Source organism: Bradyrhizobium sp. WSM4874 (assembly GCF_055811835.1).
Genome location: NZ_JBVVPR010000041.1, coordinates 40,788 through 63,104, shown reverse-complemented (window position 1 = coordinate 63,104; position 22,317 = coordinate 40,788). Strand labels below are relative to the sequence as shown.

18 protein-coding genes and 1 pseudogene are annotated in these 22,317 nt (G+C 65.8%); 11 read left to right on the top strand and 8 right to left on the bottom strand.

Features of this window, described 5'->3' with window-relative positions; genetic code table 11:
• Positions 1–142: 142 nt before the first annotated feature.
• Positions 143–559, bottom strand: coding sequence for a CHRD domain-containing protein (locus tag AC0L3P_RS31165; RefSeq protein ID WP_473307883.1), 417 nt, complete (start codon positions 557–559; stop codon positions 143–145).
• Between the two features lie 156 nt (positions 560–715).
• Between AC0L3P_RS31165 and AC0L3P_RS31160 the strand changes: the two genes are divergently transcribed.
• A complete protein-coding gene (locus tag AC0L3P_RS31160; protein WP_473307881.1) occupies positions 716–1,645 on the top strand; it encodes a c-type cytochrome in 930 nt (309 codons plus the stop codon).
• Between the two features lie 24 nt (positions 1,646–1,669).
• Here AC0L3P_RS31160 and AC0L3P_RS31155 read toward each other — a convergent pair whose 3' ends face one another.
• The gene (locus AC0L3P_RS31155; RefSeq protein WP_007602021.1) at positions 1,670–1,915 is read right to left on the bottom strand and encodes an Lrp/AsnC ligand binding domain-containing protein; all 246 of its coding nucleotides are present in this window, start codon (positions 1,913–1,915) and stop codon (positions 1,670–1,672) included.
• Positions 1,916–2,044: 129 nt separating this feature from the next.
• On the opposite strand from AC0L3P_RS31155, the gene thiD reads away from it, so the two are divergent.
• From thiD to AC0L3P_RS31135, 4 genes are all read left to right on the top strand, one after another.
• Positions 2,045–2,845, top strand: a complete 801-nt coding sequence (thiD, locus tag AC0L3P_RS31150) for a bifunctional hydroxymethylpyrimidine kinase/phosphomethylpyrimidine kinase (RefSeq protein ID WP_473307879.1) — start codon at positions 2,045–2,047, stop codon at positions 2,843–2,845.
• A gap of 184 nt (positions 2,846–3,029) precedes the next feature.
• Entirely contained in the window at positions 3,030–3,842 is an 813-nt protein-coding gene (locus tag AC0L3P_RS31145) for a UDP-2,3-diacylglucosamine diphosphatase (RefSeq protein WP_473307877.1), read from the top strand.
• A 13-nt stretch (positions 3,843–3,855) separates the two neighbouring features.
• Positions 3,856–4,899: a glycosyltransferase family 4 protein gene (locus AC0L3P_RS31140; protein ID WP_473307875.1), complete on the top strand. Its 1,044-nt coding sequence runs from the start codon at positions 3,856–3,858 to the stop codon at positions 4,897–4,899.
• 63 nt (positions 4,900–4,962) lie between these two features.
• A complete protein-coding gene (locus AC0L3P_RS31135) occupies positions 4,963–5,946 on the top strand; it encodes a threonine/serine dehydratase (protein ID WP_035994560.1) in 984 nt (327 codons plus the stop codon).
• Between the two features lie 69 nt (positions 5,947–6,015).
• Here AC0L3P_RS31135 and AC0L3P_RS31130 read toward each other — a convergent pair whose 3' ends face one another.
• Complete coding sequence (locus AC0L3P_RS31130) at positions 6,016–7,821, bottom strand: caspase family protein (RefSeq protein ID WP_473307872.1); 1,806 nt, start codon at positions 7,819–7,821, stop codon at positions 6,016–6,018.
• Positions 7,822–7,984: 163 nt separating this feature from the next.
• On the opposite strand from AC0L3P_RS31130, the pseudogene AC0L3P_RS31125 reads away from it, so the two are divergent.
• Positions 7,985–8,429: pseudogene (locus AC0L3P_RS31125) on the top strand (RbsD/FucU family protein).
• On the opposite strand, the gene AC0L3P_RS31120 reads toward AC0L3P_RS31125, so the two are convergent.
• A complete protein-coding gene (locus tag AC0L3P_RS31120) occupies positions 8,426–8,806 on the bottom strand; it encodes a VOC family protein (RefSeq protein WP_473307870.1) in 381 nt (126 codons plus the stop codon). The pseudogene AC0L3P_RS31125 and the gene AC0L3P_RS31120 sit on opposite strands and share 4 nt — an antisense overlap.
• Before the next feature lie 147 nt (positions 8,807–8,953).
• Here AC0L3P_RS31120 and AC0L3P_RS31115 point away from each other — a divergent pair, with 147 nt between their 5' ends.
• Positions 8,954–9,313 carry a hypothetical protein gene (locus AC0L3P_RS31115; protein ID WP_473307867.1) on the top strand — a complete coding sequence of 120 codons (360 nt, stop codon included), beginning with the start codon at positions 8,954–8,956 and terminating at the stop codon, positions 9,311–9,313.
• A 19-nt stretch (positions 9,314–9,332) separates the two neighbouring features.
• Here AC0L3P_RS31115 and AC0L3P_RS31110 read toward each other — a convergent pair whose 3' ends face one another.
• Positions 9,333–9,626, bottom strand: coding sequence for a hypothetical protein (locus AC0L3P_RS31110; RefSeq protein ID WP_473307901.1), 294 nt, complete (start codon positions 9,624–9,626; stop codon positions 9,333–9,335).
• A 71-nt stretch (positions 9,627–9,697) separates the two neighbouring features.
• On the bottom strand, positions 9,698–11,086 hold the full coding sequence (locus tag AC0L3P_RS31105; protein WP_473307865.1) for a hypothetical protein: 1,389 nt from the start codon (positions 11,084–11,086) through the stop codon (positions 9,698–9,700).
• A 75-nt stretch (positions 11,087–11,161) separates the two neighbouring features.
• On the opposite strand from AC0L3P_RS31105, the gene AC0L3P_RS31100 reads away from it, so the two are divergent.
• On the top strand, positions 11,162–12,358 hold the full coding sequence (locus AC0L3P_RS31100; RefSeq protein WP_473307863.1) for an MFS transporter: 1,197 nt from the start codon (positions 11,162–11,164) through the stop codon (positions 12,356–12,358).
• Here AC0L3P_RS31100 and dgcA read toward each other — a convergent pair.
• On the bottom strand, positions 12,328–13,323 hold the full coding sequence (dgcA, locus tag AC0L3P_RS31095; protein ID WP_473307861.1) for an N-acetyl-D-Glu racemase DgcA: 996 nt from the start codon (positions 13,321–13,323) through the stop codon (positions 12,328–12,330). The genes AC0L3P_RS31100 and dgcA overlap by 31 nt on opposite strands.
• A gap of 143 nt (positions 13,324–13,466) precedes the next feature.
• On the opposite strand from dgcA, the gene AC0L3P_RS31090 reads away from it, so the two are divergent.
• From AC0L3P_RS31090 to AC0L3P_RS31080, 3 genes are read left to right on the top strand one after another with little or no spacing between them, the layout of a single operon-like run.
• Entirely contained in the window at positions 13,467–14,600 is a 1,134-nt protein-coding gene (locus tag AC0L3P_RS31090; RefSeq protein ID WP_473307859.1) for an MlaE family ABC transporter permease, read from the top strand.
• Positions 14,601–14,602: 2 nt separating this feature from the next.
• Positions 14,603–15,373 carry an ABC transporter ATP-binding protein gene (locus tag AC0L3P_RS31085; protein ID WP_247400481.1) on the top strand — a complete coding sequence of 257 codons (771 nt, stop codon included), beginning with the start codon at positions 14,603–14,605 and terminating at the stop codon, positions 15,371–15,373.
• A gap of 16 nt (positions 15,374–15,389) precedes the next feature.
• Entirely contained in the window at positions 15,390–16,271 is an 882-nt protein-coding gene (locus AC0L3P_RS31080; protein ID WP_473307857.1) for an MlaD family protein, read from the top strand.
• A gap of 202 nt (positions 16,272–16,473) precedes the next feature.
• On the opposite strand, the gene AC0L3P_RS31075 is transcribed toward AC0L3P_RS31080, so the two are convergent.
• Entirely contained in the window at positions 16,474–22,311 is a 5,838-nt protein-coding gene (locus AC0L3P_RS31075) for an apolipoprotein A-IV repeat region-like domain-containing protein (RefSeq protein WP_473307855.1), read from the bottom strand.
• Positions 22,312–22,317: the final 6 nt, after the last annotated feature.

Sequence of the window (22,317 nt, the reverse complement as noted above, 5' to 3'; positions counted from 1 at the left end):
GGGGGGGTTCTGGGGCCGCCCCCCCCCCGCCCCCCCCCCAACCCCCCCCCCCATGTGTGGGTGCCGGCGTCGCCGTTTTTCTCGTTAAAATAAATTGGGGCGGGTGACACCCCCCCCCCCTTTTGTTGGACAGTGCAAAAGGTTACTTCGTCACCTGGCCCCGGATCTCGCCGCCCGGATTGGCCGCGGTGTGGATGTTGACGTAGAGCTTGCCGCCGAGCAGATCGGCGGCCTGCGCATCGGTCAGTGTCGCCGAGCCCTCGGCCGGGCTGGTGGCAGCGCCTGGAATCGGCATCGCAATGCCGGCGTTCTTGCCGGGCTCGGCTGGTCCGTGGAAATGCGCGGCGGTAGCGGGGCCGGACAGGCCGGAATAAGTGACCTTCCAGGACAGCTTCTTGCTGGCGGCGTCGTAGTCCAGATCAGCCGTTCCGGTGCCGCTGCTGGTCGTTGCGGGAACCTCGGACTTGGCGTCGAGCGTTGCCTTCAGCTTTTCCGCGCTGGCCGAACCCGCAAAAGCAACGGCGCCAAGCACTGACATGGCGATGACGATCTTGTTCATGACGTTTTCTCCCTGCTGCACCCGTTTGGGCTGCCAAACTTCCAACAGCCGGCATTTCAGTTTATTCCCGTTTCAGGGTGCGGTGGGCTAAATTCTTCGTGGCTGGAGCCGCGAGGACATCGGTCATAAGCTTTGCCGCGACGACGAAAGGACCGCATGTTGCGACGAACAATCTCCGTGGCGCTGCTCGCCGCACTCGCCGCAGCCGGCGTCTATTGGTGGCTCAGCGCGCCGGTGGTGGCGGCCGTCGGCACCGCGCCTGCCCGCGTCCCTGATCTTGCCAATGGCCAGGTGATGTTCAACGCCGGCGGCTGCGCCTCATGCCACGCCGTCCCCGACCAACCCGATCGTCTCAGGCTCGGCGGCGGCGTCGCGATCAAGTCGCCGTTCGGAACGTTCTACGCGCCGAACATCTCGTCCGATCCGACCGACGGCATCGGCAAATGGAGCGACGCCGAATTCGTCAACGCGGTGATGCACGGGGTCTCGCCGGACGGACGGCATTATTTTCCGGCCTTTCCCTATACGTCCTATCAGCACGCCAGGCGCGAGGACGTGCTCGATCTCTTTGCGTATTTGAAAACGCTGCCGGCCGTTGCAGGCAAGGTGCGCGACCACGACGTGCGCTTTCCGTTCAACATCCGGCGCAACGTCGGCATCTGGAAATTCTTATTTCTGGACGGTAAGCCCTTTATCGCCGATAGCGCGAAGTCGCCGCAGTGGAATCGCGGCGCCTATCTCGTCAACAGCTTTGGTCATTGCGCGGAATGCCACAGCCCGCGCAATGCGCTTGGCGGCATCATCGCCGGACAACGCTTCGCCGGAGGCCCCAATCCGGAAGGCGAGGGATGGGTGCCCAACATCACCCAGAAGGGCCTTGGCGAATGGAGCGCGAAGGATATTGCCTATTTCCTGAAGACCGGCGAACTGCCCGACGGCGACAGCGTCGGCGGCGCGATGACGCGGGTGATCAAGAACACCTCGCAATTGCCGGACGACGATCTCGCGGCGATGGCGGATTATCTCAAATCGCTGCCGCCGGTGGACGGTCCGCCGCGCCCCAAGCGCAAGGAAGGCGGCGCCTGATCAGGCCCGCTCTTTTCCGGACGGTCAACTCGCGCCAAACGCCTTGAAGGTGATGATGGTGAGGGTGTCCTGGATCCCGGGCAGCACCTGCACCTTCTCGTTGACGAAGTGGCCGATATCGGTGTCGTTGTCGACGTAGAACTTCACCAGCAGGTCGTATTGACCGGCCGTGGAATAGATCTCGGAGGCGATCTCGGCTTCGGCAAGCGCATTGGCGACCACATAGGATTGGCCGAGCTTGCATTTGATCTGGACGAAAAAGGGAACCATCGCGGTCACTCCGAAAGCATATCTGGCGGCTAATAGGCCAAACCCGGCCGGATTTAGCAAGCGAACTTGCTGGGCCGGGGGAGGCGCGCTAGGACGGGCCATGGCTTCGAAAACGCGGAATATCGCCCCATGACGACGCCCGTCGCACTGACCATTGCCGGCTCCGATTCGAGCGGCGGCGCCGGCATCCAGGCCGACCTGAAGACCTTTGCCGCGCTCGGCGTTTTTGGCGCTTCCGCCATCACGGCGCTGACGGCGCAGAACACGCGCGGCGTCACCGGCATTCATGCGGTGCCGGCCGAATTCGTCACAGCGCAAATTGACGCGGTGTTTTCCGATCTCGAGGTCGGTGCGGTCAAGATCGGCATGCTCGCGCAAGCCACCAGCATCGATGCGATCGCGGCCGCGCTGTCGCGCTGGGCGCCCCGGCATATCGTGCTCGACCCCGTGATGGTGGCGACATCGGGTGATCGCTTGCTCGCGTCCGAAGCCGTCGACGCCCTGCGCATCAAACTGATGCCGCTGGCCTCGGTGATCACACCCAATCTGCCCGAGGCCGCGGCTCTGCTCGGCGAACCGGTCGCGGCCAGCGAGGCCGAGATCGAGAGCCAGGGGCGCCGGCTGCTGGCGCTCGGCTGCCGTGCGGTCCTGATCAAGGGCGGGCACGGCGAGGGCGCCGAGAGCATCGACTATCTCGTCGATGCCAGCACCACGATCGCGCTCGCCGCGCCGCGCGTTGCCACCAGCAACACCCATGGCACCGGCTGCTCGCTGTCCTCGGCGGTCGCCGCGGGGCTCGCCAGAGGCGAGGATCTCGAGCACGCCGTGCGCAACGCCAAGACCTGGATCAGCGCGGCGATCGCGGCCGCCGATCGCTTCAGCGTCGGCCACGGCCACGGCCCGATCCATCATTTCCATAAGTTTTACTGAACGCCGGTCGCGACCGCGCCGCTGTTCCGGGTCTTGCGGAGGCCGCTGCGACGCCATGTCGCCTGATTGTCGCATGCGACTGATATTCGCGGGGTGGGCGAGGCAAGCGCGATTCGTATCCGAAGGTGCCTCAAAGGTTTAATTGGTCATCCCCCTGTCACGGGACATTGTTACAGGCTGGCGCATGGGAAGTTACGATGTGAGTGACGAGAGCCCGGAGCGGCGCTTTCGCACGTTGTTCATCTCCGACGTTCATCTCGGAGCCCGCGGTTCACAAGCCGACCTTCTGCTCGATTTCCTGCGTTTCCATGATGCCGACACGATCTATCTGGTCGGCGACATCGTCGACGGCTGGGCGCTGAAATCGAGCTGGCACTGGCCGCAATCGCATAACGACCTCGTCCAGAAGCTTTTGCGCAAGGCGCGCAAGGGCGCCAAGGTCATCTACATCCCCGGCAATCACGACGAGTTCCTGCGCAACTATTACGGCACGCATTTCGGCGGCATCGACGTGGTCGAGAATACCGTCCACACCGGCGCGGACGGCAAGCGCTATCTCGTCATCCACGGCGACATCTTCGACCTCGTGGTGCAGAACGCACGCTGGCTCGCCCATCTCGGCGACAAGGCCTACGACTTCGCGATCCAGCTCAATCGCTTCGTCAACTTCTTCCGGCGCCTGTTCAAGGTGCCCTATTGGTCGTTGTCGCAATGGGCCAAGCAGAAGGTCAAGAACGCGGTCAACTATATCGGCGCGTTCGAGCAGGCGCTCGCCGCCGAAGCGCGGCGCCACGACGCCGACGGCGTGATCTGCGGCCACATCCATTACGCGGTGATCCGCGACGAGGGCGGCATCCGTTACATGAATTGCGGCGACTGGGTCGAGAGCTGCACGGCGCTGGTCGAGCACGACGACGGCCATTTCGAGATCATCACCTGGGCGGACCAGGCCGAGAAGCCGGCACAGGTCCCGCAGGTTGCAGCCAGAGCTGCATGACAAAGGCAACCTGATGCGCATCCTGGTCGCGACCGACGCCTGGCACCCGCAAGTCAACGGTGTGGTTCGGACGCTGACCAAGCTTGCTGATGCCGCCAAAAGCCTCGACGTCGAATTCTCGTTCTTGACGCCGCAATCGTTCCGCACCTTTGCGATGCCGAGCTATCGGGACGTGCGGCTGGCCATGCCGCGACCGGGCAGAATCGCGAAGCTGATCGACGAGGCGCGCCCGGACAGCATCCACATCGCGACGGAGGGGCCGATCGGCCTGATGGTTCGCCGCTATTGCCGCCAGCGCAAGCTGCCCTTCACGACCAGCTTCCACACCCGCTTTCCCGAATATGTCCGCGCCCGCGTGCCGGTGCGGGGCTCGCTGATCTGGCGGGCGCTGCGCCGATTCCACAGCTCCAGCCGCGCCGTGATGGCGGCGACGCCGGCGCTTGCGAGCGAGTTGACCGAGCGCGGCTTCGACAATGTCGTGCTGTGGCCGCGCGGCGTCGACACCCATTTGTTCCATCCCCGCGCGATTGATCTGTGCCTGCCGGCGCCGGTGTTCCTCTCGGTCGGCCGGGTCGCGGTGGAGAAGAATCTCGAGGCATTCCTCGATCTCGACCTCCCAGGCACCAAGGTGATCGTCGGCGACGGTCCGGCGCGTGTCTCCCTGGAGGAGGCCTATCCGGCTGCGATCTTCCTCGGCGAAAAGCACGGCGAAGAACTGGCGGACATTTACGCTGCCGCCGATGTCTTCGTGTTTCCGAGCAAGACCGACACGTTCGGCCTGGTCCTGCTCGAAGCGCTCGCGAGCGGCCTGCCGGTCGCGGCGTTTCCGGTGAAGGGTCCCCGCGACGTGATCGGCCACGCGCCGGTCGGCGCGCTCGATCACGATCTGCGCAGCGCCTGCTTCGCCGCGCTCGCCATCTCCCGGCAGGACTGCGTCGAATTCGCCGCCAACTACACCTGGGAGGCCTCGGCCCGGGCTTTTATCGACAGCATTTTGGCGGTCGGCGCCGTGCTGCCCGGTCGGAACGGGGCGGAGCCGGCGCGATTCGTCGCCTGAGAGCCCAAAATCCTCGCGCGGAGATGCCTTGCCCGCGCCTCATCCGCCGCGATAACATCGGGCATGACAGAACAGCTCCTTCCGATCGGCCCTGCCGATATCGATGCCGCAGCGCGCGTGATCGCACCCTTCGCCGTCCGCACCCCCCTGTTGTCCTTTCCCGTGCTCAACGAACGCGTTGGTGCAAAGGTCTATCTCAAGCCGGAGATGCTCCAGCGCACTGGCTCATTCAAGTTCCGCGGCGCCTTCAACAAGGTCGCCTCGATCCCGCAGGACAAGCGCGCCGGCGGCGTGGTCGCGTTCTCCTCCGGCAACCATGCCCAGGGCGTGGCGGCGGCGGCCAAGATCCTCGACATGCAGGCGACCATCGTGATGCCTGCGGATGCGCCGTTATCGAAGCGCGAGCGTACCAAATCCTACGGTGCCGAGGTCGTGCTGTACGACCGCGACCGCGACGACCGCGAGGCGATCTCGCGCGGCATCGCCGAGAAGCGCGGTGCAACGCTGGTCAGGCCCTATGACGATCCCTTCGTGATCGCCGGCCAAGGCACCGCCGGCCGCGAGATCGCCGAGGACATGGCGGCGCTTGGTCTTGCCCCAGACATCGTGGTGGCGCCGGCCTCCGGCGGCGGCCTGATCGCGGGCGTCGCGACGGCTGTGAAGGCGCGCTATCCGCTGGCGCAAATCGTGGTGGCCGAGCCCGAGGCATTCGACGATCACGGCCTGTCGCTGACCGCAGGCCATCGCGAGCCGCACGGGCCGGCAGGCCGCACCATCTGCGATGCGCTGATGGCCCTGATCCCCGGCGAGATGACCTTTGCGATCAACAGCAAGCTGCTCGCGCGCGGTGTGACCGCCTCGGACAAGGAAGTCGGCGCGGCCGTCGCGTTTGCCTATCGCGAGCTGAAGCTCGTGGTCGAGCCGGGCGGAGCGGTCGGCCTGGCCGCGCTGCTCGCAGGCCGCCTTGATGTTGCCGGCAAGAACGTCGTCATCGTGCTCTCCGGCGGCAATGTCGACGCCGATCTGTTTGCGGAGCTGGTGGCCTGATATTCTAATCTTCTGACATGAAGAAGGGCAGAGCGTCACCGCTCTGCCCTTTGTCGTGTGTGGTCGCAATCAGTGCATGAAGCCGCGGTGGTTGTTGCCGCCGTTACCACCCTGGCTCTGGTTCATCGACTGCCGGAAGTTGTTGCCGCCATTGTTGACCATGCGATTGGTCTGATTGAACTGCGGACGATTGTTGTTCTGCACCTGCACCTTGTTCACCGGGTTGTTGTTGATCTTCGCGCCGTTGTTGACGCGGATCGGGTTGTTCTGAGTCTGAACGTTGACGGGCTTTGCATCGACAGTTGTGCCGCCCTTGCCGACATTCACCGGCATGCTCACGATCTTGCCAGGACGGCCATTGACAGTGCCGGCATTGCTGCCGCCATTCGGCGTCTTGTTGGTCGCAGGCAGCGTCACGATCTTGCCGATGCCGCCATTGTTGCTGGTGGTGTTGGTCGGCGCGGGCAGGGTCACGATCTTGCCCGGGGTCTGTGACGGCGTGCCGTTCTGCTGGTTGGGCTGGTTGTTGCCCGCCGGCAGGTTGATGATCTGGCCGCCATTACCGAGCTTGCCGATGCCGTTGTTGTCGCCCGACTTCTGCACGATCGGCAAATTGCCGTTCATTTGCGCGCCACCATTACCCTGCTGCAGCGGCATGTATTTGGGCTGGCCGAGATTGCCGGTCTTGAAGGTCGGGACGATATTCTGCGGCGCCAGGAACTTGGTCGCCTGCATCAAGGGGATCTGCTTCGGCTGCATCTGGAGCTTCAGCGCGACCTGCGCATAGGGCGTGTTGCCGTAGCTGTCGTAGAAGTTCTTGTAGGCGACCGGCGAGTTCGCGAGCACCGTCTTGTGCCAGGCCTGCGTGAGCAGCAGGTTGTTGAGCAGCCAGCGGACGTGATCGCACAGCGGGTCGTGCGGATACATCGTGATGAACTCCTGATAGTACTCCGGCCGTGCTTCGGACACGACGTAGTCATAGGCCTGGCGCGTGGAGCGGCTCGGCAGATTGGAAGCCATCTGCACCACAGGCGCATTCACCGGCGCGCGATTGGCGGCAACAGCGGTGTCGCCGAAGAAGGTGAAGTCGGACGTCAGCGACGAGCTCTCCCACGGGATCTGCGCGCCGCTGGTGGTCTGGTTCACTTCGAGGCGCACGCGCTTGAACAGCTGCTCGATCGGCACGTTGGGCTCGCGCGCGACGTTCAGGAAGGCCTGCGTGTAGGGGCTGTGGCCGCCGGTGCCGTCCTGCGCTTCCGCGCCCGGTGCGGTCGAGTAACCGACGATCGAACCGTTCGGCGCATCGACGATGGCCAAACCACGGCCGGCATCGTTCACGTTCGGGAACGGGTTGTTGCGGCAGGCGTCGAGGATGACGATGCGCATGCGGCTCGGGATCGTCTCCAGCGTCGACATCACGTCGACCAGACGGACGGAGTTGTTGACGAGCTCGGTCTGGCTCGAGACCTTGGCGTCGACGGGAACGAGGTAGTTCTCGCCGGCGAGCTGCACGCCGTGACCGGCGTAGTAGACCATCGCCACCGTGTTCGGACCGCGCGCTGACACTTTGGCGGAGAAGTCCTGGACGACGCGAAGCATGTCGTTCTGGGTCAGGTCGGTCGCGGCGACCACTTCGAACCCGGCGGAGTTCAGGAACTTCGCCATCGACTCCGCGTCGTTGTCCGGATTGGCGAGCTGCGGCGCGTTCTGATAGTTCGAATTGCCGATCACCAGCGCGACGCGCTGTTCCGGGCCTTGCAGCGCGGTGGGAGCCGGCTCGACCGGGGCGACTTGCGCGGAAACAGGGCCGCAGGCAAAGCCGAACAGGCTTCCCAGCAGGCTGGCCGTCATCAGGAAAGGTTTTAGGCGGAACATGGCGTGCTCCTTTGGCACTGATCTCGATACGAGATTGGTTGCCGGGGAGCTTGGCCGCGTTCGAGTTTGAGGTCCGTGATCGTCGTCACCATGGTAGGCTGCGTGATCTGAATCACGCTTGGAACCTACCAAGGTAAGCTTCGATGGGAGGACAGTCCGTCACATGCTGAAATCGATCGATCCTATCCTCACGCCCGACCTGCTCTGGCTGCTGGCGTCGATGGGCCACGGCGACGACCCTCGTTTTCGTCGATGCCAATCACCCCGCGGCACGCATCGCGCAGAGCACGCATTCGCAGCGCCTGATCCAGTTGCCGGGCATGAGCATGGAGACCGCGATCCGCGCCATCATGTCGGTCTATCCGCTCGACGATTTCGATCCCGATCCGGTGCGCGTGATGATGCCGGTCGACGATCCCGATCGCGTCCCCGACGTGCAGCGCGCGGTGATGGCGGAGATCGAGCGCGCCGCCGGCTGCGCCGTTACTCCCGGCAAGCTCTCGCGCCCGGACTTTTATCGCGCGGCGGCTTTGAGTTTTGGCGTCGTGCAGGTCGGTGACAGCAGGGGTTACGGTTGCTTCCTGATCCGCAAGGGCGTGATCAGCTAGGAGGCGATGAGCACGGACGGCCAGCCGATGCGAACGAGGAGGCCTTCGGGTCCGTTGATGCCGACCTCATACATCCCCCATTCGCGGTGGCGCAGCACGCCGCCAGGCCGGATGATCAGATCGTCCACGCGCGCGGCGATGGCGTCCACATCAGGTGTTCGAATGAAAACGCCGAAGGGGTTGTGCTCTTCCGGCACCCGCCACGGGCCGTTCCCGGCTTGGATGAGATGCACCTCGCATCCCCAACCCGTCATGATGATGTAGCCGGCGTCACCGCCCGAACGCGCGAAGCCGAGACGCTCCCAGAACGGAATCGCAGCGGCAAGATCGTTGTTGGGAACGATGGCGAAAGCGCCGACGCGCGGGGTTTCAGGCATTCGTTTGCTCCGGAATATGCAGGTCGTCCGCATCTCTGTTGCTACACTTTGCAAGCCTATCAAGACCGGCCGATGAGTCGAAGCGGCGAAAAGTCTCGCACTCGAATTTGAATGGCCTTCGCGCAATTGACCGTCTAAACTCTCACCATGTCCCGCCTTATGTGTCTATTCGTTGCCATCGTTCTGTCGCTGCTACCCGCCGTTGCGCCCGCTGCGTCCATTCAAAAACGCCCCAAGCAAGCCTGGCATGGCTATGGCTTCCTGCCCGGCTATCGCCAGCCGCTGAGCAACAGCATTCCGCTCTACAAGCAGAAGGAAGCGATGCGGCGGATGTCGCCTAGCGATCGACGCCATTGGTACATCGATCCAGTTCCGCAATATTACGGCTGGGATGGTGAGTGGCGCTATTTCGGCCGGCCCGGCTTCGGCGGCGGCCGCTACAATGGCGGCAGTTTTGGGCCGTGCTGGACGCGGACGCCGATCGGCGCGGTTTGGAATTGCGGGTGATGGGCTGAGCGCGCGGCGCCTAGTGGAAGCTGCGGACGACCTCGATCAGGCCGACGATTGCGGCATTGAAGGCATCGATGTCTTCGGCCGGAATCCAGTACTCCAGACATAAGCGGCCGCCCGCCTCCTGCACGTCATACTTCGCGATGAAGCTGCGCTCGACAGCAAAGCGCGTCACGAAGCCCGCGCCGCTCGCTGGGACATTCCAGTCGCGCGCGATCTTGATTGCGTAGTCTTCCGTCAAGACTCGATAGAAGATCGGCTGGTCGGGCAGGCGCGGCGGAAACGCGCGCATGCCCGTTTGCTGGATCAGCGCCAGCTCTTTCGGCCCGACGGGACGCCAGAGGGTGAGGGTGTCTGCGGTGGAGGAGATGGTTGCCCCCCTTACGAGAAGAACGCGATCTTCTCAGCCTGGGTCATGCGACGGATGGGCCCCATAGGATCGTTTGCGGCGGCGCGGGGCTTTTGCAGGATGCCGCTGGCGAGGATGGTGGCGCCGAGCGAGGCTTCCGGAACCGGCGAGGGCATCGGCAGCGTCGCAGCCTGCGCTGCGCCGAATGTCGCGCTGGCGGCCATCACCGGCGTTGGCTGCTCCATCACTTCGGCGGCGGCTTCCGCAATGGCGTTGGTGAGGCGCGCCAGCGATTCCATAGCGATCGGGGCTTCCTCTACAGGCTCCTCCACGATCGCTGCGGCAGCGACTGGCTCGGGTCTGAGCGACTCTGGTGCGATCGGCTCCGGTATCTCGGCTGCGATGGGCGTTGCGGCCTCCGCAACCACGGGCTCCGGAACCGTCGCTTCCAACTCGACCGGTTCGATGATCTCGTCGAATTCCGGATCGGGCGCGGCCATCTCCAGCGCGATCGCGTCGAGTATAGCTTCGTCCTCGGCTTCCGCTGCGGCATCGAGCGAAAATTCGTCCGGCACCTCGGCGAAGGCGGCGGGCTCTTCAAAAGCGGCGCCTTCACGCGCGATCCGGGTCTCGGCGACGATTTGCGGCTCGAGCGCGGCGTCCGTCGCCTGCTCGGCAACAGAGAAGGCGTCAGCGACGCTAGCCGTCTCCACGGCGGCTTCGGGCTCGATCGCCTCTGCGACGTCCTGCGGCGCCTCCGTAAAAGCCACGGCTGCTTCGCTGGCCATCGCCGCCGGCGCGGCCTCCGCCAGCGGAGCTTGCGCAATGGGCGACGGCGCCTCCTGCACCGGAGCCGGCGAGGGGCGCGCGGCCTGCGGCGTTGCGTCAGCGTCGGTCTGGTCGATCCGGTCCTTGAGCAGATCGAATGCGGCCTTGAGGTCGGCGCGGGGGTCGATGGTCGAAACCTGCGCGCAGGCCGCCTCGATGGAGGCGAGCTGCGAATCAATCAGGTCGCAGATTCGTCCGTCGGCGCCGATCTCGCGCCAGCGCCAGGAGATCTCCTTGATGATGCGCAGGCCGCGCGGGATCGGTGCGAGGCTCGCCTCGATCGCCCCGGGATCGAACGCGGCGATCGCGATCGTCTCGGCTTCGCGGATCGCGTGCCGGATCGCGACCAGCGCCTCGGGCAGCCGATCCTCGACCACGGGTTGGCGCTGTGCCGCAACGGTTTCTTCGATTTTTGCGACCGCGTCGAGCACCATGCGGGTATCCGCATTGCGGTTGCGTTTGGCGTATTCGCCGAGGAACCAGCGGCCGCGCGCGGTCTCCATGAAGGCTTCGCGGATCGCGTCGTAATCCTGCTCGTTCGGCTCGGCCGCACGGGCAGACATAGGCGAAAGGGCGAATGCTTCGTTGGCCATGTCAATCTCGTCGCGCAAATCAGTACGCGTTACTGTAACGATCACCACGATATCGGCCGAATCGCAATTGGTTTGATGGCAGGCGAATCACAAATCCCCATCGCAGCAGCTCGGAAGCGGCGATTCGCCGTGAGCCTCGCGCTGTTCTATTCGGCCGTGTTCGCGGTGTCGGGTACGCATCTGCCGTTCTTTCCGGTCTGGCTGAAGGCGATCGGCATCGACGCGGCCTGGATCGGCCTCATCAACGCGCTGCCGGCGATCACGCGCTTCACCACGCTGCCGCAGATCACCGCCTTTGCTGAAAAGCGACATGCCATTCGCGCCGGCATGATGGTGTCCGTACTGGCGACGGCGATCGGGTTTACGGCGGTCGGCTTGCAGCAGCAGCCGCTGGCGCTGTTCCTGATCTATGCGCTGACCTGCGTGATGTGGACGCCGACCATGCCGCTGACCGACGCCTATGCGTTGCGTGGCGTCGCCCGCTACGGGCTCGATTACGGGCCGGTGCGGCTGTGGGGCTCGGCAGCCTTCGCAGCCGGCTCGCTCGCCTGCGGCTATCTCGTGGACCGCATCGCGGCGCGCGATCTGATCTGGGTCATCGTCGCCTGGGCCGTGATTGCGGTCGCCGCCGGCATGCTGCTCCAGCCGCTCGACGACGCCAGGCGAAGGACGACAGTGACGCACGCCAGCAAGGCGCTGCTGCGCGATGCCGGCTTCTGGGCCATCATCGTTTCGGCCGCGCTGATCCAGGGCAGTCACGTCGCGTATTATACGTTCTCGGCCATCAACTGGCAGGCCCACGGCCTCGGCGGGCTGACGATCGCGGGGCTCTGGACATTGGGCGTGATCGCCGAGATCGTCGTGTTTGCGCTGTCGCCGCGCTTCTCGCTGCACCCGTCCTCGCTCATGGCCATCGGGGGCGCGAGCGCAGTCGTTCGCTGGGTCGTCACCGCGTACGATCCGCCGCTCGCGCTGCTGGCGATCGTGCAACTCGGCCACGGCCTGACCTTCGGGATGACCATCCTCGGCACCATGAATCTCCTGGTGCAGCGCGTGCCGTCGCATCAGATCGCGCGGGGGCAGGGCTACTACGCCGCGTGCAACGGGCTGCTGGGCGCGACCACCTCGATCGTGTCAGGCGCGATCTACGCCCGCATCGGCGACGGCCTGTATTACGTCATGGCGGCGATGGCGGCTGCCGGCGCGCTTCTGATCTGGTCGGCGCGGCACCGGCTGAAAGCTCAGCCCCAGAGCGACGAATCCGGCGGATAGACCAGGCTGTCATCATAACGCAGGCCATGATCGCGGTCGCGCGTCAGCAGCAACGGACCGTCGAGATCGACGAAGCGCGCCTGCGGCGTCACCAGCATTGCAGGCGCCATCGACAACGAGGTCGCGACCATGCAGCCGATCATGATCTCGAAGCCGAGCGCCTGAGCGGCATCGGCCATCGCCAGCGCCTCGGTGAGGCCGCCGGTCTTGTCGAGCTTGATGTTCACGGCGTCATAGCGCTCGCGCAAGGCTGCGAGCGAGTTGCGGTCGTGCACGCTCTCGTCGGCGCAGACCACGAGCGGCCGCTTGATCCGCGCCAGCGCGTCGTCTTTGCCGGCGGGCAGCGGCTGCTCGACGAGGGTGACGCCGACGGCCTCGCAGGCCGCAAGATTGTGCTCCAGATTGGCCTCGGTCCAGGCCTCGTTGGCATCCACGATCAGCTCGGATTCGGGCGCCGCCTCGCGCACGGCCGTGATCCGCTCCGGATCGCCATCGCCGCCGAGCTTGATCTTGAGCAGCGGCCGGTGCGCCGCTTTGGCGGTCGCCGCCGCCATGGCCTCGGGCGTGCCCAGCGAGATCGTGTAGGCCGTGGTGCGCTCGCCCGGCGCGGGGCGGTCGAGCAGGCTCCAGGCCCGCAAGCCGGCCGTCTTGGCTTCCAGATCGATCAGGGCGCAATCCAGCGCGTTGCGGGCCGCTCCGGGCTTCATGGCGGCCTGGAGGGCCTGGCGGGTGAGGCCGCCGGCCACGGCCTCCTGCATGGCCTGGATGGCGGCAAGGGTCGCCTCGGGCGTCTCGCCATAGCGGGGATAGGGCACGCATTCGCCGCGGCCGGTCAGGTCGTCCCGGCGGACCTCGACCACGACTGTCACGGCCTCGGTCTTGGCGCCTCGGCTGATGGTGAAATTGCCCGCGATGGGAAAGCGCTCGATTCGCGCGGCGAGGGCAGGAACTTTGCTGGAAGTCATTTTGAACTCTGGCGAAATCTGAACCTGCTGGTTACCTGTGGCAACTAAGGTTAACCAGTTGGGGATACCTTCTCCGGGTAAGGGCGCGTGCGCAACCATCTGATTTCAACCGTTTCTCGCGCCGCGGCACGGGAGCGGACATCTTGAACGGCGATCCGAAGCTGGAACGGATTGCGAAGGGCAATGCGCTGGCACTCTGCGCCACCGGAACCTGGACCGCGAGCTTCGCGCCGGTCCTGGAGCGGATGGTGGCCGACGCCGAGAAGCTCGCCGGCACCTCGCAAAGCATCTTCATCGACGTTTCCGAGGTCGCCAAGCTCGACACCTTTGGCGCCTGGCTGATCGAGCGGCTGCGCCGCAGCCTGACGCAGGGCGCCGTCGAGGCGCAGATCGCCGGCCTTTCCGCCAATTATTCGAGCCTCGTGGACGAGGTGCGGCGGGTCAGGGCGACGCCCGTCATCGACAGCAGCACGATCACCATCACCGGCATGCTGGAGCAGATCGGCCGGGCCGTGGCCGGTGTTGCCGGCACGGTCGCAGGCCTGATCGACATGCTCGGCGCGGTGCTCGCGGCGGTCGCGCGCACCCTGATTCATCCGCGCTCGTTCCGCCTGACCTCGACCGTGCATCATCTCGAGCAGGTCTGCTGGCGCGCGGTGCCCATCGTCGTGCTGATCACGTTCCTGATCGGCTGCATCATCGCCCAACAGGGCATCTTCCATTTCCGCAGGTTCGGCGCCGACCTGTTCGTCGTCGACATGCTCGGCGTGCTGGTGCTGCGCGAGATCGGCGTGCTGCTGGTCGCGATCATGGTCGCGGGCCGCTCGGGCAGCGCCTACACCGCCGAACTCGGCTCGATGAAGATGCGCGAGGAGATCGACGCGCTGCGCACCATGGGTTTCGACCCGATCGAGGTGCTGGTGCTGCCGCGCATGCTCGCGCTCGTTCTCGCGCTGCCGATCCTGGCCTTCCTCGGCGCGATGGCCGCGCTCTATGGCGGCGGCCTCGTCGCCTGGCTCTATGGGGGCGTGCAGCCGGAGGCTTTCCTGCTGCGGCTGCGCGACGCCATCTCGATCGACCATTTCATCGTCGGCATCGTCAAGGCACCTGTCATGGCCGCGGTGATCGGCATCGTCGCCTGCGTCGAGGGGCTCGCGGTGCAGGGTAGCGCGGAATCGCTCGGGCAGCACACGACGTCGTCTGTCGTGAAAGGCATTTTTTTCGTCATCGTCATGGACGGCGTGTTCGCCATCTTCTTCGCCGCGATCGGGATGTGACGATGGCTCCCGAAATTCAGAACCCGATCATTCGCGTCCGCGACATCACCGTGCAGTTCGGCGCGACGCGCGTGCTCGACGGGCTGGACCTCGACGTCAAGCGCGGCGAGATTTTGGGCTTCGTCGGCCCTTCCGGCGCGGGCAAGTCCGTGCTCACACGCACGATCATCGGCCTCGTGCCGAAGGTCGCAGGCAGCATCGAGGTGTTCGGCGTCGACCTGGATGCCTCCAATACGTCGCAGCGTCGCAACGTGGAGCGGCGCTGGGGCGTGCTGTTTCAGCAGGGCGCGCTGTTCTCCTCGCTCACGGTGCGGCAGAACATCCAGTTTCCGATGCGCGAATATCTGCGGGTGTCGCAGCGGCTGATGGACGAGATCACCATCGCCAAGCTCACCATGGTGGGTCTCAAGCCCGAAGTGGCCGATCGCTTTCCGTCGGAACTGTCGGGCGGCATGATCAAGCGCGTGGCGCTGGCGCGCGCGCTGTCGCTCGATCCGGATCTGGTCTTCCTGGACGAACCGACCTCAGGCCTGGACCCGATTGGCGCTGGCGATTTCGACGAGCTGGTCAGGACGCTGCAGCGTACTTTGGGGCTGACCGTTTTCATGGTAACCCACGACCTCGATAGCCTTTACACAGCATGTGACCGCATCGCCGTTTTAGGCAACGGTAAGATCATTGCGGCAGGGTCGATCGCCGACATGCAGGCCTCGCAGCATCCCTGGCTGAGGCAATATTTCCATGGCAAGCGCGCTCGCGCGGTGATGGGCTGAGGTGCCGGAGTAGCTGATGGAAACGCGCGCAAACTATGTGCTGATCGGGTCGTTCACGCTGGCGGTGATCGTCGCCGCGATCGGTTTCGTGCTGTGGTTTCAGTCGTTGCACACCACCAAGCAGCGCAGCCCCTTGCGCGTCGTGTTCGAGGGCCCGGCCGCGGGCCTTCGCAACGGCGGCAGCGTCAATTTCAACGGTATTCGGGTGGGCGAGGTGGTCTCGGTGAAGCTCGACAACCCGCGGCGGGTTGTCGCACTCGCCATGGTCGAGAACAACGCCCCGATCCGCAAGGACACCCTGGTCGGCCTCGAATTCCAGGGCCTGACCGGCGTCGCCGCGATCTCGCTCAAGGGCGGCGAGGAGGCAGCGCCTGCGCCGCCGCTCGACGAGGACGGCATCCCCACGCTGACGGCCGATCCCAACAAACTCCAGGACGTCACCGAGGCGATCCGCGGCACGCTCCAGAACATCAACAAGATCGTGGCCGACAATCAGGAATCGGTGAAGAACTCGCTGAAGAATCTCGAGACCTTCACCAACTCGCTCGCCCGCAACTCCGAGAAGATCGACGGCGTGATGGCCAAGGTCGACGGCGTCATGCTCAAGGCCGACAGCCTCATGCTCGGCCTCAACACGCTCGCCGGCGGCAAGGATGGCGGCGAGCTGTTCCAGGCGGTGAAGTCGATCCGCGAACTGGCCGACGATTTCGACAAGCGCTCCGGCGCATTGATGACCGACGGCCGCCGCACGCTCGGCGACATCAGCCGCGCCGTCAACAATTTCGACCGCAACCCGACCCGCGTCCTGTTCGGCGCCAGCAACAACGCACCGGCGGCCGCGCCGCCACCGCCGCCAGAGCCGCCGAAGCCCGCCGTGCCGGAGCGCCGGCGGCAGTAGGCGCGTTGCACTCGACCCTCTCCTTCGTCATTGCGAGCGAAGCGAAGCAATCCAGACTGCCTCCGCAGAAGCAGTCTGGATTGCTTCGTCGCAAGAGCTCCTCGCAATGACGAGTTTGTGGAGGCGCAGCGACGCCCCAAACAAAACGGAGCCCGCGAGGGCTCCGTTTTTTCATTCGCTGTTCGCTATCGCTGCGAACCGCTTACCCCAGCCGGCCCGCTGCGTGCGCGAGCAGCGTGTACACCAGGCCCGTCTCGGAGGTCAGGTGGTTGCGCAGCTCCTGCGGGCCGCGGCCGTCGCGGGCGACTTCGTCGAGCAGGCGTTCGAACTCGGCGACATAGCGGTCGACCGTGGCCTTGAAGTTGCGGTCGGAGCGATACTTGCGGGCGACCTCGTCAAAGGCCTTCTGGCCAGCGGGCGTGTAGAGGCGCTTGGTGAAGGCCTTGTTCTCGCCGCGCTGGTAGCGGTCCCACATCTCGGACGCGAGGTTGCGGTCCATCAGCCGGCCGATGTCGAGCGACAAGGATTCCAGCGGATTGCCGCCACCTTGCGGAGCCTGCGGCTGCGGCGCCGGTGCAGCTTGGCGGCCGCGCTGGGGCTCACGTCCGGTGGGCGCACCCTGGTTGGCGTCCGTGCGGCTCAAGAGGTCCGACAGCCAGCCGTCACGGCCCTGGTCGTTTCCGGCCGGCGCGACCGGCGGGGCTTCGGTGCGGCGCGAGGCGGGCATGCCGAGGTCCGGCGGCGGCAGCGTCGAGGCGCTGGCGCTCTCGCGCATGCGCGTGTCGGTGCTGCGCGCGCCGACGGCAGCCAGCATCGGCTCTTCCTGGCGCTGCACGCTGGCGCGGCCCGTCGTGGAGACGTCGAGGCCACGGCCGTGCTGGGCCACGATGCGGTTGAGCTCGGCGAGGGCCTCGATCTGGTCGACGATCACCTTGCGCATCTGCGCAGTGCTCTCGGCCGCCTCCTGCGGCATCTCGAGCACGCCGCGGCGCAGCTCGTTGCGGGTGGCTTCGAGCTCGTTGTGCATCTCGAACGCCATCTGCTTCATGCTGGAGACGAGGTTGGTAAACTTCTCCGTCGACTGCTTGAACATCGCATCCGCCTCGTCGGTGGTCTGGCGGTAGATGTCGTGCATGGCCTCGACGGTCTGCCGGTGCTCCTCCTCGGAGGCCGACCGCACCGCCTCGAACTGGCGGGTGATCGCGGCGGAACCTGCGCCGGCAGTTTCGGCCACGACGCGGGCGATGTCGCGGGCACGCTCTTCGGCGGCCGCCAGCGATTCATCGAGCAGGCCGGTGAAGCGCGACAGGCGCTGGTCGAGATCGGCCGTGCGCAGGTCGATCGTGGTGACGAGGGATTCCAGCGCCTCCTTGCGTTCGGCGAGCGAGGCGGTGGTGTTCTTGTTGCTCTGCTCGACGACCTGCGCGGCCTCGACGAGTGCCTTGCCGTGCGCGTCGAATTGGGTCGACAGCTCGCCGAGATCCTGGAGCGCCCGGGTGGTCTTGCTGTTGAAGACGTTGAGCTGGTCTTCCAGGTTCTGCGTCGCAGCGCCGTTACGCGAGGTGACGTCGTTCATCGCCGAGACGAAGTCGGCGACGCGCGTCACCAGCGCCCGCTCGAGCGAGTTGAGGTTGTCGTGCGCACCGGTCAGCACCTCCTGGAGCAGGATGTTGCCTTCGCGCAGGCGCTCGAACAGGGCGACCGTATCGGTGCGCAGGATCTTGCTGGTCTCCTGCATCTCGGTGACGGCCGCAATCGAGACCTGGCGCGACTGGTCGATCGCCGCGCGCGAGGCCTGCTCGAGGTCCTTGAGCGACTTGTTGACGGCACCCGTCGCCATCTCGCTCGCCGAGTTGATGGTTCGCGCCACCTCGGAGCCGTTGCCCATCATCGTCTGCGAGAAGGCATGTCCGCGTGTCTCGATCGACTTCAGCGCATCGGATGTGACGCGGTCGATGTCGAGCGTGAGCTGGCTGGTCTTCGAGCCGATCGCGTCCACGAGCGAGCCGCGCTTGGCGTCGATCATGTTGGCGAGACGGTCGGACTGCTGCTGCACGTAGGTGACGATCTCGTCGGTCTTGCCGGTCATGGCCTGGCCGAAGCTGCTGCTGGCGGCGAGCACCGAGCGCTCGACGTCCGCCGAGCTCGACTTCACCCGCGAGCTCGCCTCGTTGGAGGCGTTGATCAACGCGTTCTGGGCGTTGAGCGCGCTGGTCTGGATGTCGTTGGTCGCGTTCGCGGTGGCCGTGCTCAGCGTACGCTCGATCTCGCTCGAGATCGTGCGGATCTGGCTTGCGGCATCCGCCGAGGTCGAGGTCAGCGAGGTCTGCGCCTCACGCGCGCTGTTGAGGATGGTCGAGGCGGTGTCGGCGCCGACCGAGGTCAGCGTGCGCTCGATGTCCGTGGTCAGCGACTTGATCTGGCTCGCAGCGTCCGTCGAGGCGGAGATCAGCGTGCCCTGGGCCTCGCGTACGCCGCTGGTGAGCGCTTCGATGGTAGCGCCGCCGGCGGTCGCCAGCGCGCGCTGCATCTCGGCCGCCAGCGAACGGACCTGGCCGGTCTGTTCGGCCGAGACCGCCAGCAGGGTGCTCTGGGCATCGCGGGCGCTGGTCGTGATCGTCTCGGCGGTCGACTGGCCGACCTGCGAGAGCGAGCGATGCACTTCGGCGGCGAGAGACTTGACCTGGCTCGCCGCATCCGAGGACGCATTGACGAGCGTGCTCTGGGCTTCGCGGGCGCCGGTCATGATGGTCTCTGCGGTCGCGGTGCCGGCCATCGAGAGCGAGCGCTGCACGTCCGAGGAGAGCGCCTTGATCTGGTTGGCGGTCTCGCTCGAGGCCGCGATCAGCGCGCTCTGCGCATCGCGGGCGCCGGCGGTGATCGATTCCGCCGTGCTGGTGCCGGCCATCGACAGCGAGCGCTGCACGTCGGCGGTGAGAGTCTTGACGTGGTTGGCCGCGTCCGAGGACGCCGTAACGAGCGTGGTCTGCACCTCGCGGGCACCGGCCAGGATCGAGGCGGCGGTCGCCGAGCCTGCTGACGACAGCGTGCGTTCGACGTCGGCGGTGAGGGTCTTGACGTGGTTGGCCGCGTCCGAGGATGCCGTGACGAGCGTGGTCTGCACCTCGCGGGCGCCGGCCAGGATCGAGGCCGCGGTCGCCGAGCCTGCCGAAGACAGCGTGCGTTCGACGTCGGCCGCGAGCCCCTTGATCTGGTTGGAGGCATCGCCGGATGCTGCGACCAGCGTCGACTGCGCTTCGCGGGCGCTGGTCAGGATCGAGTTCGCGGCACCGGTGCCGACCGCCGTCAGCGCGCGCTCGACCTCGGCGGAGGTCATCTTGAGCTGGGCGTTGACGTCGGAGGAAACCGTCATCAGCGACTGCTGTGCGGTGCGCGCACCGGTCTGGATGGTCTCGCTGGTGTTGACCACGAGGTTGGTGAGCGAGCGCTCGGCGTCCTCGACATGCGAGCGGATCGCGGTCGAGATCATCTCGGCGCGGGACATCATGTCCTCGCTGGCCTGGCGTCCGCTGCTCTCGATGCGGCCGGCGACGGCCTCGACGCGCGAGCCGAGCAGATCCTCGAACTGCGCCACGCGCACGTCGATGTCGCTGGCGACCGAGCCGACCTTGGTATCGATGGCCTGCTGGATGTCCTGGAACCGCGCCGTGACCGTGTCGGTCAGGTGCATGCTGCGGCCGTCGATGATTTCGGTGACGCCGGTGATGCGGCGGTCGACCGCCTCGATCGCCTGCGCGGTGCCGTCCGTGAGGGTCGAGGTCAGGAGGGTGAGGCGGGTATCGATCGACTGCACGGCCTGCGAGGCGCCGTTCGTCACCGCGGTGGTCAGGTAGGTGAGGCGCGTGTCGATGGATTCGAGCGCCTGCGAGGCGCCGCCGGTGAGGGTGGTCGTCAGATGTGTGAGGCGCGTGTCGATCGACTGGATGGTCTGCGATGCGCCATCGGTCAGCGAGGTCGTGAGGTGGTTGAGGCGGTTGTCGATCGTCTCGATCGCCTGCGACGCGCCATCGGTCAGCGAGCTCGTGAGGTGGGTAAGGCGGGAGTCGATCGACTGGATCGCCTGCGCGGCACCGTCGGTCAGCGACGAGGCGAGCGTGTTGAGCCGTCCGTCGATGGTCTCGGTGACCGACTTCGCACGGGTATCGAACGACTGTTCGAGCGCGGCGACGCGGCCGACGAGCTGCTCGTCGAAGGTCTTGATGTGACCGTCGATCGTAGAGTCGAGGTTGGAGATCTTGCCGTTCAGCGAGGCATCGAGGTTGCTGACGCGTTCGCCGATCGTGGTCTCGAACTGGACCAGGCGCTGGTCGAGCACAGCCGTGATCGCGCCGCCGTTGGAGGTGAAGCGGGTGTCGAAATTGTCGACATAGGTCTTCAGCGACTCATGGATGTCCTGGGTGCGCTGGCCCATCCGATCGACGATCTCGCCGCCGAAGGTTTTCACGGTGCGGTCGAACTCGGAGATGTGGCGGGTGATCAGCGCGCCCAGCGTGCCGGAGTCGCGGGCGAACTTCTCGACCAGCTCGGTGCCCTGGTTCTTCACCAGCTCGTCGAAGGCGCTCATCTGGAGCGACAGCGAGTCGTGCGCAGTCTCGGTCTGGCTGACGACCTTGGCGACCAGCGTGTTGACGGTGGCGTCGAGCGCTTCGCTCGCCTTGTCGCCGGAGGTCATGATGTGGCCGGCGAGGCGGTTGCCGGCGTCGTCGATCTTGGCGGAGAGGTCGTTGGAGCGCAGCTCGAGCTCGAGCAGCAGCGAGTCCGACGAATTCTTCAGGCTGTCGTGCACCTGCTCGGTGCGCTCGGAGATGCCGTCGACGATCGCGGCGGAGCGCTGCTCGAACTCGCCGGTGATGCGGTCGATGCGCTCGTTCAGCATTTCGTGGACGCGGTCGGCGAGGTCGACGAACTCGTCGTGAACGTGGCCGGTCTTGAAATTGAGGCTGGTGGTCAGCCGCTCGCTGGCGTCGAGCACGGCGCGCGTGGTCTCGTTGCTGGCCTCCTCAAGGCGGTCGAGCAGGTCGCCGCCGCGCTCGCCGAGCGCGAGGATCATGTTGTCGCCGGCGTTGCTGAGCGCACCGGTGATGTGGGCGCCGCGCTCTTCGAGCGCGCCGGTGATGGACTTGGCCACCTCGTCGACGCGCGAGGCGATCGCGTCCGAGATCAGCGCGATGTCATGGCGCAAATCGATCTGCACACCGGAGATGGCGCTGCGGACCTGCTCGGCCTGGCCGACCAGATTGTCGCGCTGATGCGCGATGTCCTGGAGCAGGGCGCGGATGCGCACTTCGTTGTCGGAATAGGCGCGTTCGAGCGCCGCGACCTCGTTGGCGACCAGCGTCTCGAGTTCGCCGGCGCGCGCGATGGCGCGCTCGATGCCGTCGCCCATCGCCGCAACCTCGCGGCGGATGGCCTGGCCCACAGTGACCATCGAATCCGAAGCCGAGCCTTCCGGCTCGGAGAAGCGGATCGCAACCTGGGCCATTGCTTGCGCGACCGAGCTCATTTGCTGGCCGCGCCAGACGAGGCTCGCCAGGAAGAAGAACAGCATGATCGGCGCGAAGAACATCGTGACGAGGCCGGCAATGGCCAACACGCCGCCGCTCTGGCCCATCGCCGCCTGGATCGAAGGCAGGAAGCCGACCGTCAGCGCGGCGCAGGCCGCCAGCCAGATGACGGTGAAGATTGTCGCGCCGGTATAGATGTTGCGGGTCGGGCGTCCCGTTTGCAGCGTCTGCAAGAGCTGGCCGATGGTCGCACGGTCGTCATTGGCGGCGCGGCGCGAGGAGCGCGGCTCCTCGACCTGGTCGAACATCGCGCGTTCGTTCGCGGCAGGACGCGGGTCGAAGCTCGGTTCGTCGAAGATCGGGGGAGCCGGTGGCGCGACCGGGGGCGGCGTCTCGCTGCGCATCGAGGCATTGCGGCTGGTGTCCGCAGCCGTGTCGCTGATGTTCAGGGCTTCCTGGATTGCAGAAAGCGCATCTTCTGTGGGGTCTTTGACCTTTTTCGGAGTGTTTGCCATGTTCAG